Source organism: Bacteroides faecis (genome assembly GCF_020091505.1).
Taxonomy (GTDB): Bacteria; Bacteroidota; Bacteroidia; order Bacteroidales; family Bacteroidaceae; genus Bacteroides; species Bacteroides faecis.
Genome location: NZ_CP081916.1, coordinates 2662053 through 2678161, shown reverse-complemented (window position 1 = coordinate 2678161; position 16109 = coordinate 2662053). Strand labels below are relative to the sequence as shown.

13 protein-coding genes are annotated in these 16109 nt (G+C 43.9%); 11 read left to right on the top strand and 2 right to left on the bottom strand.

Features of this window, described 5'->3' with window-relative positions:
• Positions 1–50: 50 nt before the first annotated feature.
• Positions 51–698 carry an outer membrane lipoprotein periplasmic chaperone LolA1 gene (lolA1, locus tag K6V30_RS10245; protein WP_055270157.1) on the bottom strand — a complete coding sequence of 216 codons (648 nt, stop codon included), beginning with the start codon at positions 696–698 and terminating at the stop codon, positions 51–53.
• Positions 699–717: 19 nt separating this feature from the next.
• On the bottom strand, positions 718–3213 hold the full coding sequence (locus tag K6V30_RS10240; RefSeq protein ID WP_055270159.1) for a DNA translocase FtsK: 2496 nt from the start codon (positions 3211–3213) through the stop codon (positions 718–720).
• Between the two features lie 121 nt (positions 3214–3334).
• Between K6V30_RS10240 and K6V30_RS10235 the strand changes: the two genes are divergently transcribed.
• The 11 genes from K6V30_RS10235 (at position 3335) to miaA (ending at position 16087) form a co-directional block, all read left to right on the top strand.
• Positions 3335–4027, top strand: coding sequence for a DUF5063 domain-containing protein (locus K6V30_RS10235; RefSeq protein ID WP_055270161.1), 693 nt, complete (start codon positions 3335–3337; stop codon positions 4025–4027).
• A 6-nt stretch (positions 4028–4033) separates the two neighbouring features.
• Positions 4034–4684 carry a 3'-5' exonuclease gene (locus tag K6V30_RS10230; protein WP_010536928.1) on the top strand — a complete coding sequence of 217 codons (651 nt, stop codon included), beginning with the start codon at positions 4034–4036 and terminating at the stop codon, positions 4682–4684.
• Between the two features lie 97 nt (positions 4685–4781).
• A complete protein-coding gene (locus K6V30_RS10225; RefSeq protein ID WP_055270163.1) occupies positions 4782–5960 on the top strand; it encodes a class I SAM-dependent rRNA methyltransferase in 1179 nt (392 codons plus the stop codon).
• Between the two features lie 378 nt (positions 5961–6338).
• Positions 6339–7589 carry a nucleoside permease gene (locus K6V30_RS10220; protein WP_010536926.1) on the top strand — a complete coding sequence of 417 codons (1251 nt, stop codon included), beginning with the start codon at positions 6339–6341 and terminating at the stop codon, positions 7587–7589.
• Positions 7590–7602: 13 nt separating this feature from the next.
• The gene (locus K6V30_RS10215; RefSeq protein ID WP_010536925.1) at positions 7603–8214 is read left to right on the top strand and encodes a bifunctional nuclease family protein; all 612 of its coding nucleotides are present in this window, start codon (positions 7603–7605) and stop codon (positions 8212–8214) included.
• Positions 8215–8220: 6 nt separating this feature from the next.
• Complete coding sequence (locus tag K6V30_RS10210) at positions 8221–8919, top strand: 16S rRNA (uracil(1498)-N(3))-methyltransferase (protein WP_010536924.1); 699 nt, start codon at positions 8221–8223, stop codon at positions 8917–8919.
• 21 nt (positions 8920–8940) lie between these two features.
• Complete coding sequence (locus tag K6V30_RS10205) at positions 8941–10488, top strand: DUF4836 family protein (RefSeq protein WP_055270183.1); 1548 nt, start codon at positions 8941–8943, stop codon at positions 10486–10488.
• A gap of 16 nt (positions 10489–10504) precedes the next feature.
• Positions 10505–11149, top strand: coding sequence for an ATP-binding cassette domain-containing protein (locus K6V30_RS10200; RefSeq protein ID WP_010536922.1), 645 nt, complete (start codon positions 10505–10507; stop codon positions 11147–11149).
• Positions 11150–11209: 60 nt separating this feature from the next.
• Entirely contained in the window at positions 11210–12415 is a 1206-nt protein-coding gene (locus tag K6V30_RS10195; protein ID WP_010536921.1) for a membrane protein, read from the top strand.
• An 11-nt stretch (positions 12416–12426) separates the two neighbouring features.
• A complete protein-coding gene (locus K6V30_RS10190; RefSeq protein WP_022301610.1) occupies positions 12427–15069 on the top strand; it encodes a TonB-dependent receptor plug domain-containing protein in 2643 nt (880 codons plus the stop codon).
• Between the two features lie 97 nt (positions 15070–15166).
• Positions 15167–16087 (top strand): tRNA (adenosine(37)-N6)-dimethylallyltransferase MiaA, encoded by a 921-nt coding sequence (gene miaA / locus K6V30_RS10185; RefSeq protein WP_055270165.1) that lies wholly within the window; start codon positions 15167–15169, stop codon positions 16085–16087.
• Positions 16088–16109 lie beyond the last annotated feature (22 nt).

Genomic DNA, 16109 nt, shown 5'->3' with positions numbered 1-16109 from the left:
TATTATCGTTTTATTATTCCAGATATCTTATCTCCTGTTCAAAAAACATATTATCTCAAGTCTATCACTTCCGCAGTCGGATACGCTTTTCTGTCGAAAGTGAAAACATCGTCTGCATAATCCAGTCCGGTCTGATAAGCCGTCACGGTAATCTCATTACGTGTCTTTTGGCCACGTTGCTGAAGTTGGATGCAAACAGGTTCATACGCATTCTTCGTCACATAAAGAGTAATACTTTCCAACTCTTGCTTCTTATCATTAGCAGTCAGAACCACTTCCCAGACAGCTTTTCCCTGAAACGTCTTCACTGTTCCCAGCTTATAAGAGAATCCTTTCTGATACATATAAAGAAATGTATACGGATTGATCTGCTGCAACTCTTCCTGAGTAGGGGTACTGACATTCACTTCATCATTCCTTACCATATAACTCCACTGCGTTTTTCCATCAAACCAAGTGGTCGTTTCGGAAGTCTTCAACATGAATTTCTCGCCTTTCAACTGGATAACACCGTTCTCCCGTCCTTCCAGACGACCATCATTGAGTGCCTTCAATGTAAAATCAGCTCTAACACCACCGGCTTTCTTAAATGCTTCGGCTGTCCTCTCAAGAACAGCTTTAGCCTGCGACTGCTGTTGTTGAGCAATCACAGGCAGTGACAGTAAAGCTATTAAAACACTAAAAATGTATTTTCTCATTTGATTAATAAACGATCTGTTATTGTAAATTGTTCAAACGCATTTCGAGGTCATTCTCGTCGATACACAGTACATCACGCGCCTTGCTCCCCTGGGTAGGCCCGACAATTCCGGCTTTTTCAAGCTGATCCATGATACGTCCGGCGCGATTGTAGCCGATAGCAAATTTACGTTGAATTAACGAAGTGGAACCTTGCTGATGGATGACCACCAGACGAGCCGCATCTTCAAACAACGGGTCGAGACGTCCCATATCAATATCCCCCACTTCACTGCCACTGTCTTCGGTCACATATTCGGGCAGGAAGAACGGAGTAGGATAGCTCTGCTGACGGGCAATAAACTTCGTGATCTCCTCCACTTCCGGTGTATCGATAAAGGCACACTGCACACGCACCGGATCGGCACCTTGCAGGAAGAGCATATCGCCCTTACCAATCAGGCGGTTCGCACCCGGACGGTCAAGAATCGTACGGGAGTCCATCATGGCAGATACACGGAACGCAATACGTGCCGGGAAGTTCGCCTTGATCGTACCCGTAATGATATTCGTCGTCGGACGCTGCGTAGCGATGATCATGTGAATGCCGACCGCACGTGCTAACTGAGCGATACGTGCAATCGGAAGTTCGACTTCCTTACCGGCAGTCATAATCAAATCTCCGAACTCGTCAATTACCACTACGATATATGGCATAAACTTATGTCCTTTCTCCGGATTCAGGCGACGGTTGATAAACTTCTCATTATATTCCTTGACATTACGCACATGAGCCATCTTCAAGAGGTCATAGCGTGTATCCATCTCCACACAAACCGAATTCAGCGTTTGCACTACCTTCGTCACGTCTGTAATAATCGGCTCACCTCCATCGGGAAGTTTGGCCAGGAAATGATTTTCAATGACAGAGTAAATGCTGAACTCCACCTTCTTCGGATCGACCAGGACAAATTTCAGTTCAGCCGGATGCTTCTTATATAATAAGGAGGTAATGATTGCATTCAAACCAACAGACTTACCCTGACCGGTAGCACCTGCCACCAATACATGCGGCATCTTGCAAAGATCGAACATAAAGACTTCGTTTGTAATCGTCTTACCCAGTACAATCGGCAAATCGAACTTGGATTCCTGAAACTTCTTGCTTCCGATCACGCTTTGACCGGATACGATCTTCGGATTCTTGTTCGGAACTTCAATACCGATGGTTCCCTTACCCGGTATCGGAGCAATGATACGAATGCCATCTGCCGACAGACTCAACGCGATATCATCTTCCAGACCACGAATCTTCGAAATACGTACTCCTTGTTCGGGGGTAATTTCATACAGAGTCACCGTAGGCCCTACCGTTGCCTTGATCGTACTGATTTCAATACCAAAGCTGCGCAAAGTATTAATGATACGGTCTTTATTCGCATTCTGTTCGTCCATATCAATCGTCGGATCGTCATTCTCAAAATGCTTCATCAGATCGATTGTCGGGAAACGATAGTTTTCCAGATCCTTCATCGGATTATAAGGTTCCTGTTCCGGTCCCTGATATTCTTCTTCGGTCGCAGCCGTCTCTACCTGAAACCCGGGTTCATCCTCACCCGGCAATTCGTCCTGAGGCGCAGGAGTAACCGTATCAGCCACAGTCGGTTCAAAGACCATAGTCACTCCTTCCCCTTCATCAGCAGAAGGAAGTTCCTCGTCCGGTTCCGGTTCGTTCACCGGAGATTCTTCTTTCGGTTCCTCTGCCTGTATGTCCATCACAGGAGCAGGAGGAGGTGTTTGTTTATAAGTACGTTTCAGATTGAACTCAACTTCCTGTGGTTGCGAGGTTGTAAATTCCTGCGTTCCTTCTGTCGCTGCCACTTTTTCCTCTTCTTTCTTCTGACGTTTCAAGAAACTCAAAGCAAAGAGCTTGCGCAGCCAGATAACCGTTCGTGCACTTACATATATAAAGAAGCAGACTGCCGTTATCAGCAAAATCATCCACACACCGGGAACTCCCACCTGCGAAACCAACCAACGGCTTACATTATAACCGTGCATACCTCCCAGATAGATGAAAGAATCCTGATAATGATCCATCAGGGCGAACCCGAAAAACACGGAGAACCACACCAATAATAATGTACAACCGATAAACCATTTCCATAAGCGGACAATGCGTACCCGCATCAACTTCAATCCTGCCACTGCCAGAAAGACAAGGATAAAGAATGAAGATATGCCAAAGCAGTCATTGATCAGATAACTAGCCAACTGTGCTCCACGAGATCCAGCATAGTTTTTTACATTGTTATTAACAGCTGCCAGGTCTGCAGAATTGCCGCTGTCGATAATACTTTGGTCGGCTGCCCCCGTAAAGAAGAAGGAAGAAAAAGCCAACAAAAGATAAACAGAAAAGATCACCAGCATCAATCCAATTACAAAATGAATGGTTTCATTCTTAAAAATTGATACAATCTTTCCTGGAGAAGACGGAGCGCGTTCAGCCTCCTTATCTATTTTCTTTTTTGCCATGAGTCTTTATTCTTTAATAAATTGGAATCCGTATTATAAGCCGCAAAAATAATAAAAAAATAACGAGCGCTACTCTCATTCAATCCTTTTTCTTACCTTTGCGATTCAAATCAATCTGATTATGGAAAAAGAAAGCCAAACGATATTTGAAAAGAATGTGATCGAGTTCGTAACGGTAGCCGCCGAATTTTGCGCATTCCTCGAACGTGCCGAACACATGAAGCGCAAAGCTTTTGTCGACACGTCTTTAAAAATACTTCCCTTGCTCTATCTCAAAGCATCCTTGCTTCCGAAGTGTGAAACAATCGGAGACGAGGCACCCGAAACGTATGTAACGGAGGAAACGTATGAGATTCTACGCATAAATCTGGCAGGACTGATGGGAGAGAAGGATGATTATCTGGATGTTTTCGTACAGGATATGGTATACAGCGACCAGCCTATCAAGAAATCCATCTCGGAAGATTTGGCAGATATCTATCAGGATATCAAAGATTTTATTTTCGTCTTCCAACTGGGACTGAACGAAACCATGAACGACTCGTTGGCCATCTGCCAGGAAAACTTCGGTCTGCTGTGGGGACAGAAACTGGTAAACACCCTGCGCGCCCTTCACGATGTGAAATATAACCAGCAGGATGAAAATGACGAAGAGGACAACGAAGAAGAGAATAACGAACTAAGCGATGACGACTATTGTTGTGAAGAAGACGGATGTCATTGTCACGACCACAGTCACGAAGACGGTTGTCACTGCCACGACGACGAATGCCACTGTCATGACGACAGCTGCCATTGTCGTGATGACGAATAAACGAAAATGATAGTAAGAAGAAGTATAAATAAAGACGAACTAAAGGAACTCCCGAAAACTGTTTTTCCGGGACGGATCCATGTTATCCAGTCGGAAGCGGAAACAGAAAAAGCGGTAGCCTACCTGAAATCCCAGCCAATACTGGGTATCGATAGCGAAACGCGTCCATCCTTCACCAAAGGGCAAAGTCATAAGGTAGCACTCCTCCAGATTTCCTCGGACGAATGCTGTTTCCTGTTCCGCCTCAACATGACGGGACTTACCCAACCTTTGGTTGACCTGCTGGAGAATCCGGCTGTCATTAAAGTAGGATTGTCACTCAAAGATGATTTTATGATGCTGCACAAACGTGCGCCTTTCACCCAACAGAGCTGCATCGAACTGCAGGACTATGTCCGCCAGTTCGGCATACAGGACAAAAGCCTGCAAAAGATTTACGCAATCCTGTTTAAAGAAAAGATTTCCAAATCACAACGGCTGTCCAACTGGGAAGCAGACGTACTAAGTGACGGACAGAAACAATATGCAGCGACCGACGCCTGGGCCTGCCTCAATATCTATAATCTGCTGCAGGAACTGAAACGAACCGGCAACTATGAGGTCGAAAGCCTCCCTGCAGAAGAAGAGGTTAACGCAAGCTCCCTCGCCAATCGCTGATAAATAACCGATAGAAGACTAATTAATAACTGATCAAATAGCACTATCTCCACTCCTTTTTTTCGAGGACCGGAGAGAAAACTGAAATTTTAATAACATGCATAAAGTATACCTCAAACCCGGCAAAGAAGAGTCTTTAAAAAGATTTCACCCCTGGATTTTCTCCGGAGCAATCGCTCGTTTCGATGGAGAACCCGAAGAAGGTGAAGTTGTAGAAGTATACACTTCAAAAAAGGAATTTATAGCCGAAGGACATTTTCAGATCGGAAGTATTGCCGTACGTGTGCTTTCTTTCCGTCAGGAACCTATCGACCACGATTTCTGGAAACGTAAACTACAGATCGCCTACGAGATGCGCTGCGGTATCGGTATCGCAGTCAATCCGACCAATAACACCTATCGTCTCGTACATGGTGAAGGAGATAACCTGCCCGGACTGGTCATCGACATTTATGCCCGGACTGCCGTCATGCAAGCGCACTCCGCAGGAATGCATGTAGACCGCATGACTATCGCCGAAGCCCTGTCGGAAGTAATGGGTGACAAGATTGAGAATATCTATTATAAATCAGAAACCACACTACCTTTCAAGGCAGACCTTTTCCCCGAAAACGGTTTCCTTAAAGGAGGAAGCAGTGATAATATCGCACAAGAGTATGGTTTGAAATTCCACGTAGACTGGCTGAAAGGGCAGAAAACGGGATTCTTCGTAGACCAACGCGAAAACCGCTCACTGCTGGAGCATTATGCTAAAGACCGTTCAGTACTGAATATGTTCTGCTATACCGGTGGCTTTTCTTTCTACGCCATGCGTGGAGGCGCGAAACTGGTACATTCCGTGGACAGCTCCGCCAAAGCAATCGATCTGACTAACAAGAACGTAGAACTGAACTTCCCCGGTGATCTTCGCCATGAAGCTTTTGCCGAAGATGCCTTCAAGTATCTCGACCGTATGGGCGACCAATATGATTTGATAATTCTCGACCCTCCTGCATTTGCCAAGCATAAAGATGCTTTGCGGAATGCCTTGCAAGGTTACCGGAAACTGAATGCCAAAGCATTCGAGAAAATCAAACCGGGCGGCATCCTGTTTACATTCTCCTGTTCACAAGTAGTGACCAAGGACAATTTCCGCACAGCAGTATTTACTGCCGCTGCCATGTCAGGACGTAGCGTACGTATCCTGCACCAACTCACACAACCTGCCGACCATCCGGTTAACATATACCACCCGGAAGGAGAATACCTGAAGGGACTGGTACTCTATGTAGAGTAATGCAGATATAAATGCCATGAAACTTACTTATTCAGGAGCGAATAACAGAAAAAGAATAGCTTCAAAGTTAATTAGAGTTAACAAATAGAAGATTTCCGGCAATTCATTATGTTTTATAACATAAAATGCTCTATATTTGCACTGTGTTTTTCATGGTATTAGATTTAAGGTTAATAAAGATTGGCTGTCTGGGATAGATAGCCTTCTTTTTTTTATATACCTACTCCCTTTCCACTTTTTACCGGCAATTCCTCATCATTCTTCGCATTTATGGCTTTTTTATCCCCTTTTTATCGATTAACTTGCTCACCCAATCAACGAAAATATTATATTTGCATCTATTATTAACGAAAAAGAGAAACACAAATTAGAAAAGTCATGAGTATAAAAGTTCGTTTGATCATTATGAACTTCCTGCAATTCTTTGTATGGGGTTCATGGTTAATTTCACTGGGAGGTTACATGGGACGAGAACTCCACTTCGAAGGAGGGCAGATCGGTGCCATCTTCGCCACCATGGGTATTGCCTCTTTAGTTATGCCCGGCATCATTGGTATCATCGCCGATAAGTGGTTTAATGCTGAACGTTTATACGGACTTTGCCACATCGCAGGGGCTGCCTGCCTTTTCTACGCCTCCACCGCTACAAGTTACGACCAGATGTATTGGGCGATGCTGCTCAACTTATTGGTATATATGCCTACCTTATCGTTAGCTAATACCGTTTCGTATAATGCACTGGAACAATATAAATGTGACCTGATCAAGGACTTCCCTCCCATCCGCGTATGGGGAACCATCGGTTTCATCTGCGCCATGTGGGCAGTAGACCTTACCGGATTCAAGAACTCCAGCGCACAACTCTATGTAGGCGGTGCGTCGGCACTATTACTGGGATTGTATGCTTTTACCCTGCCAGCATGCAAGCCTGCCAAAACAGAAAAGAAAACATTGCTCTCTTCCTTCGGGCTGGATGCTTTCGTATTATTCAAAAGAAAGAAAATGGCTATTTTCTTCCTGTTCTCCATGCTTTTAGGAGCAGCATTGCAAATCACCAATACATATGGTGACCTTTTCCTGGGCAGTTTTGCCAATATTCCGGAGTTTGCAGATTCCTTCGGAGTGAAACATTCGGTGATCCTATTGTCCATCTCACAAATGTCTGAAACATTATTTATTCTCGCTATACCATTCTTCCTGAGACATTTTGGTATCAAGCAAGTGATGCTGATCAGTATGTTTGCCTGGGTATTCCGTTTCGGACTGTTCGGCTTCGGTGATCCGGGCTCCGGTCTGTGGATGCTGATTCTTTCCATGATCGTGTATGGAATGGCGTTCGACTTCTTCAACATTTCCGGTTCGTTGTTTGTTGAACAAGAAACCAGCTCCTCCATACGTGCCAGTGCTCAGGGATTATTCTTTATGATGACCAACGGACTGGGCGCTATCATCGGAGGATATGCCAGCGGTGCTGTCGTAGACGCTTTCTCAGTATATGCTGATGGTAAACTGATAAGTCGTGAATGGCCGGACATCTGGTTTATCTTTGCAGCATATGCACTGGTGATCGGCATCCTGTTTGCTCTGGTATTCAAGTACAAACACCAACGAGAGAGTAAAGTAAATTAAGTAATAAAGAACAATGGACAAAAAAGTAGAATTACAAGTTTTAAATATCACAAATAGCCAAGCGCAAGTAGGTGCCTTTGCCATGCTGTTGGGCGAAGTGGACGGTGAACGGCAATTGCCTATCATCATCGGTCCCGCCGAAGCTCAGGCAACCGCCTTGTATCTGAAAAGAATTAAAACTCCCCGCCCCCTGACACACGATCTGTTTATGACAACTCTTGGTGTGCTGGGAGCCAGTTTGCTTCGCGTATTGATTTACAAGGCAAAAGATGGTATTTTCTACTCTTACATCTACTTAAAAAAAGACGAAGAAATTATACGTATTGACACGCGTACCTCAGATGCTGTAGCTCTGGCTGTCCGTGCCGAATGCCCAATCCTCATTTATGAGTCTATTCTTGAACAGGAATGTCTGCACATCTCAAACGAAGAAAGAAGGCACCCGGAGGAATTTGACGATGAAGACGATGAGGGAGAACCGGAAGATGAAAAAAAGCGGAACCTGCCTCGCAACGTCACTTCCATGTCACTCGAAGAAGCCTTGGAGCAAGCGATAAAAGACGAGAATTATGAACTGGCCGCCAAAATACGCGACCGGATCAATTCCAGAAATCAAAACCAGTAATCAATTATGCACGTATTTTATACTCCCGATATACAGATAAGCAACGAACTTCCGGAAGAGGAAGCACAACACTGTACCCGTGTACTGCGGTTGGGTATCGGAGACGAAATCACTCTCACTGACGGTAAGGGGTATTTCTATCAAGCCGAAATCACGGTTGCAACCAACAAGCGTTGCCTTGTAGCCATCAAAGAAACAATATTTCAGGAACCGCTTTGGCCATGCCATCTGCACATTGCTATGGCACCAACCAAAAATATGGATCGCAATGAATGGTTTGCAGAGAAAGCTACAGAAATCGGATTTGATGAACTGACATTTCTCAACTGCCGTTTCTCCGAACGCAAAGTGATTAAAGCCGAACGAATCGAAAAGATTCTGATATCGGCCATCAAACAGTCGCTCAAGGCCCGCCTGCCTAAGCTCAACGAAATGACGGATTTCGACAAATTCATCACACAAGAGTTCAAAGGACAGAAATTCATTGCACACTGTTATGAAGGTGAAAAACCTCTGCTGAAAAATATACTGAAAGCAGGAGAAGACGCTCTCGTTCTGATCGGTCCCGAAGGAGACTTCAGTGAAGAGGAAGTGAAAAAAGCTATCGAATGCGGATTCACTCCCATTAGCTTGGGAAAATCACGGCTTCGAACAGAGACAGCAGCGTTGGTGGCTTGCCACACAATCAACTTATTGAATCAATAATAACTTTTAAATAGTATGAGTATGGCAAAGAAAATGATTTCACGGCTCTCGGTACTGGCAGTACTGATGGTGTTTTTGGCAGCATGTTCCAAACAAACGGAATATACGAACGTAATACCGGCAGATGCTACGGCTGTTGCCTCTATTGATTTGAAATCGCTGGCCAATAAGGCGGGGATGAATGACAAAGAGAATGAAGCTGCTAAACAGAAACTGCTGGAAGCACTGAAGAGCGGAATGAATGCCGCAACTTTCCAACAACTGGAGAAAGTGATAAACAACCCGGGAGCATCCGGTTTAGATCCGGAAGCACCGATCTATATCTTTAGCTCTCCCCAGATTTCCGGTGGCGTATTCGTTGCCAAAGTCAGCAATGAAGATGACTTGCACGCATCGCTTGACGTAATGACAAAAGAACAAATCTGCCAACCAGTGAGCGAAGCAGACGGATATAGCTTCACTACCCTGAACGGAAATTTGCTTGCTTTCAATGAAACCACTGCAATCATTATCTCCGCCAACAGAGCTTCTCAGACAGAAGCAGCCAAAGAAACCATCACCAAACTGATGAAGCAGACTGCCGACAACAGCATTGCTAAATCCGGAGCTTTCCAGAAAATCGCAAAACAAAAAAGTGATATCAACTTTTTCGCCTCCATGTCAGCGATTCCTTCTACTTACAGAAGCCAGATCAGCATGGGACTTCCTTCTGAAATCAAGCCGGAAGACATTACTATTGTAGGCGGATTGAACTTTGAGAAAGGCAAGATCGCCCTCAAAACAGAAAACTACACGGAAAATGATGCTGTAAAGGCTCTCTTGAAAAAACAAATGGAATCATTCGGAAAGACAAGCGGCACATTCGTGAAATACTTCCCGGCATCCACACTAATGTTCGTCAATATGGGTGTAAAAGGAGAAGGACTGTACAATCTATTAAGCGAGAATCAAGAATTCCGCAGCACAGTGTCAATTGCCAAAGCAGATGAAGTAAAAGAACTGTTCAGTTCATTCAACGGTGATATTTCTGCCGGATTAATCAATGTAACCATGAACAGTGCTCCTACTTTCCTTGCTTATGCCGATGTAAAGAATGGAAATGCTCTTGAAGCTCTTTATAAAAACAAACAGGCATTGGGGCTCAAGAAAGGAGAAGACATCATGGAACTGGGTAAAGATGAATATGTCTATAAAACAAGAGGAATGAATATATTCTTCGGCATCAAAGACAAACAAATGTATGCCACTAATGACGAACTGCTCTACAAGAGTATTGGCAAAGCTGTTGACAAATCCATCAAAGATGCTCCATACGCGGCAGAGATGAAAGGTAAAACTGTATTCATGGCTATCAATGCAGAAGCCATACTGGATTTACCGGTTGTCAAAATGCTGGTAGGTTTCGGAGGCAAGGAATTTAAGACTTATTCTGATCTCGCTTCCAAAGTTTCTTATTTATCCGTAAGTTCGGAAGGAGAAACAAGCGAAACAGACCTTTGCCTGAAAGACAAAGATGTCAATGCCCTCAAACAAATTGTAGATTTTGCCAAGCAATTTGCCGGCATGTAACTCGTAAACGGACGGTATGAATAGTATTCACTTACAGCAAACACTTCCTCAAGTGTTTGCTGACCGTAATTCGGTGACCTCTGACATATGGCATCAGGACCTTATCTTCCAAAAAGGAGAAATGTATCTGATAGAAGCTGCCTCCGGCACCGGAAAATCTTCGTTGTGCAGCTATATTTACGGCTATCGCAACGACTACCAAGGAATTATCAATTTCGATGAAACCAATATCAGAGCATATTCCGTGAAGCAATGGGTAGACTTGAGAAAGCATTCACTGAGTATGCTTTTTCAAGACCTGCGTATCTTCACTGAACTCACAGCTCTTGAAAACGTACAACTGAAAAACAACCTTACCGGATACAAAAAGAAAAAAGAGATTCTTTCATTGTTTGAAAAACTGGGTATCTCAGACAAACTGAATGTGAAAGCCGGAAAACTCTCTTTCGGGCAGCAACAACGGGTTGCCTTTATCCGTGCATTCTGTCAGCCGTTCGACTTCTTGTTTCTGGATGAACCTATCAGCCATCTGGATGATGAGAACAGCCGTATCATGGGAGAAATCATCATCGACGAAGCCGGGAAGCAAAGTGCCGGAGTCATCGCCACATCCATTGGAAAGCATATTGAACTACCTTATAAACAGGTACTCCAACTCTGATGGATCAGTGTTTCACCTTCCCTTTTTAATTTAATTATAAATTGTAAAATTGTAAATAAGATGTCTGCTCTTGTCTGGAAACTTCTCCGCCAACATATCAGTATCGGCCAACTGACCGGTTTCTTTTTAGCCAACCTGTTCGGCATGATGATTGTACTGCTCAGCGTACAGTTTTATAAGGATGTCATCCCCGTATTCACCGAAGGAGACAGCTTTATGAAAAAAGACTTTATCATAGCAACCAAGAAAATCAGCACACTCGGCTCCTTTGCCGGAAAAAGCAACACGTTCTCTCCCGAAGATATCGCCGATCTGAAAAAGCAATCGTTTACCAAAACGACAGGGGCTTTCACCCCTTCTCAGTTTAAAGTTTCAGCAGGATTAGGCATGCAGGAAGCTGGTATTCATCTCTCTACGGATATGTTCTTCGAATCAGTTCCCGATGAGTTTGTAGACATCAAACTCGATAAATGGCATTTCGATGAAGAAACGCATACGATTCCCATCATTATCCCACGCAATTATCTGAATTTGTACAACTTCGGTTTTGCTCAAAGCCGCAGTCTGCCCAAACTGTCGGAAGGACTAATGGGTCTTATCCAAATGGACATCATGATGCGAGGTAACGGACGGGTAGAGCAATACAAAGGAAACATCGTCGGTTTCTCCAACCGTTTAAATACCATTCTCGTACCCCAGTCTTTTATGGACTGGGCCAATAAGAATTTCGCTCCCAATGCAGAAGCACAACCTGCCCGCCTGATCATCGAAGTAAACAATCCGGCTGATCCTTCTATTGCCAGCTATTTCCAAAAGAAAGGCTATGAAACGGAAGACGGAAAACTGGATGCCGGAAAAACCACTTACTTCCTTCGCCTTATCGTAGGCATTGTATTGGGAGTAGGTCTGTTCATTAGTATCCTGTCGTTCTATATCCTGATGCTAAGCATATTCTTACTACTCCAAAAGAACACAACCAAACTCGAAAGCCTGCTTCTGATAGGATACAGCCCCAACAGAGTAGCATTGCCTTATCAGATATTGACTGTAGGGCTGAATATCATCGTATTGATTTTATCCATCGGATTAGTATGCTGGCTGCGCAGCTATTATGTAGAAAGTATCCGATTGCTCTTCCCCCAACTGGAAACCGGTTCGTTATGGGCAGCCATCAGCATGGGTATTTTCTTATTCCTCATCGTATCAGTCATCAACATACTGACTGTCAAGCGAAAAGTTCTTTCTATCTGGATGCATAAAAGTTAAAAACACATTATATGAAAAACATAACTACTCTTCAATGTAAAAGAAGTATTACAGCGTTTTTAGGAGTACTCCTATATTTCTCTTCACTATCTGCACAAACCATGCAAGATACAATCATCGCCCACTTCAGCCTGATGGAAAGAATTCCTAAAGAAAAGTTATACCTACATCTGGACAAGCCTTTCTATGGAGCCGGAGAGAAAATCTGGTTCAAAGGATATCTGGTAAACGCCAACACTCATCAGGATAATGCACAAAGTAATTTTATCATTACGGAATTGATCAACCGTTCCGATTCCATTGTAGAACGAAAAAAAATCCGCAGAGATTCTTTGGGATTCCATAACGCCTTCACACTTCCTGCGACCCTTCCGGCAGGCGATTATTACCTGCGAGGATACACTAACTGGATGTTGAATGATGATCCTGATTTTTTCTATTCGCGCAATATCAAGATAGGAAACTCTATCGACAACACCATCGTATCAAACATCGAGTACCAACAAGAAGATGATACACATTATACAGCCAAAATCAAATTCACCAGTAACGTGCAGGCTGTTTTTGAAAACACAACAATTAAATACTTATATCTCGAGAATGGGAAAATAAAAAACAAAGGAAAAAAAAAGACGGATGAAAACGGCTGGATCTCCATCTCCCTACCCGATTTAAAATCTCCGGCAACACGCAGAATAGAAGTAGAATTTGACGATCCGCAATATATCTATAAACGTACCTTCTATCTGCCTGTCTTCACAAACGATTTCGATGTGAAGTTTTTCCCCGAAGGCGGTGCCCTGCTCAGCATTCCTCATCAGAATGTTGCCTTCAAAGCGCAGGGAGCAGACGGATTCTCGAAAGATATCGAAGGTTTTCTGTTTAATTCAAAAGGAGACACACTTACTAATTTCCGTTCTGAACATAATGGCATGGGTGTTTTTACGATGAATCCCATCGATAATGAGACCTATTACATTACAGCTAAAACCAACGACAGTATCACCAAACGATTTGACCTTCCTGCCGTAGAACCGAAAGGAATTAGCATCGCTATGTCACACTATAAGCAGGAGATTCGTTTCGAAGTCCAAAAGACAGAAGCTACCGAATGGCCTCAGAAGTTATTCCTGCTTGCGCATACCCGTGGCAAACTTTCCATTCTACAACCCATCACTCCGGAAAGGACTTTCGGAAAGATGAACGACAGTCTGTTTACAGAAGGGATTACTCACTTCATGCTAATCGACCAGCAAGGAAATGCGCTCAGCGAACGATTGATTTTCGTACCGGATCATAAACCGAATCAATGGCAAGTCACGACAGACAAACCGACTTATGGAAAAAGAGAAAAAATATCTTTGCAGATCGCTGCCAAAGACCATGAAGGGAATCCGGTAGAAGGAACTTTCTCCGTCAGCATTACCGATCGGAAAAGTATTCAGCCCGACTCTCTTGCTGACAATATACTGTCCAATCTCCTATTGACTTCGGACTTGAAAGGATATGTAGAAGATCCGGCATTCTATTTTCTGAATCAGGATGCCCGGACACTCCGATCCATTGATTATCTGATGCTGACACATGGCTGGCGCAGACATAAAATAGAAAATGTGCTCCGCACTCCTTCAATGAATTTCACCAACTATATAGAAAAAGGACAAACTATCAGCGGACGAATCAGGGGATTCTTCGGAGGAAATGTTAAGAAAGGACCAATCTGTGTACTGGCTCCCAAATACAATATCGTCGCTACCACCGAGACAGACGAAAAAGGTGAATTCATCGTAAACACCTCATTCAGAGACAGCACGACATTCCTGGTTCAGGCACGTACCAAAAAAGGTTTTGCCGGTGTGGACATTGAAATTGATACTCCCCCATATCCGGTTCCTACACATAAAGCTCCTTATTTTAACGGAGCCACCACTTTTATGGAAGACTACCTGCTGAATACCCGCGACCAATATTATATGGAAGGGGGAATGCGTGTGTACAATCTGAAAGAAGTGACAGTCACAGCGAAACGCGAACGTCCGAGCTCGAAAAGTATCTATACAGGTGGCATCAACACTTATACTGTAGAAGAAGACAGACTGCAAGGATATGGTCAAACAGCTTTTGATGCAGCCACCAGACTACCCAGTGTTACGATCATGAACGGAAGTGAAATACACATCCGCAACAATCCCGAACCGGCAGCCATTGTCATTGATGATATTGTATATGATGATGCGTCCGACATTCTGAAAGATATACAAATTAGTGACATGTCCAGTATCAGCCTGCTTCGCGGGGCAGATGCCATCATACTGGGTCCCCGCGCTTCCGGAGGTGCCATTGTGATTACTTTAAAAGATCCCAGGAATCTCCCTGCTAAACCGGCACAGGGAATCATCACTTATACACCGCTAGGGTACAGTGAGTCCGTAGAATTTTATCATCCCACTTATGATACTCCCGAGAAAAAGAACGAACAGCGCTCTGACTTCCGGAGTACCGTTTATTGGAATCCGGAGTTACGATTGGATGCAGAAGGTAAAGCGACTATAGAATATTATACACCGGACAGTACAGCACCCGAAGATATTATTATCGAAGGAGTAGACAAGAACGGAAAAGTGTGTCGTCTTCAACAAACAATCAATAAGTAATCAAAACAGATATCATTTAAATAATCAGATAAAAGCATCCGAATATCTATTGGGTCAAAATTATTTTGTATTTTTGCCGACATAAAAGAATAAAGCTATGCCGGACTATGATTTAATCACCATACTAGGACCAACTGCCTCAGGGAAAACTCCTTTTGCAGCAGCATTAGCCCATAAGCTGAATACAGAAATTATCAGTGCCGACTCCCGTCAAATCTACCGGGGAATGGACCTCGGTACGGGGAAGGACTTGGCTGATTACACAGTCAACGGACATCCGATCCCCTATCATCTGATCGACATTGCCGATCCCGGGTACAAATATAATGTCTTCGAATATCAGCGGGATTTCCTGATTTCTTATGAATCTATCAAACAAAAAGGCCGTCTGCCCGTTTTATGTGGAGGGACAGGTATGTATCTGGAGTCTGTGCTGAAAGGCTATAAGTTAATGCCGGTACCGGAAAATCCGGAGTTACGTGCCCGTTTCGCTGATCACTCTCTCGAAGAACTGACAGAAATCCTGAGGCAATATAAAACGTTGCACAACTCTACGGATGTGGATACAGTGAAACGTGCTATCCGCGCTATAGAAATTGAAGAGTATTATGCCAAACATCCGGTTCCCGAACGGGAATTTCCGAAGTTGAACAGCCTCATCATCGGAGTCGATATCAACCGGGAGTTACGCCGTGTGAAGATCACCCGACGATTGAAACAACGGTTGGACGAAGGAATGGTAGACGAGATAAGGCGGTTGATAGAACAAGGAATTTCACCGGATGACTTGATTTACTATGGACTGGAATACAAATTCCTGACGTTGTACGTCATAGGCAAACTGACTTATGAAGAGATGTTCACAGAACTGGAAACAGCTATCCACCAATTTGCCAAACGTCAGATGACCTGGTTTCGCGGCATGGAACGAAGAGGATTTACCATCCATTGGGTCAGTGCAGAGTTGCCTATGGAAGAAAAGATAGCTTTTGTGATAGAAAAACTGCGAGGGAATTAGTATCTTTGTCAGTCATTTACGA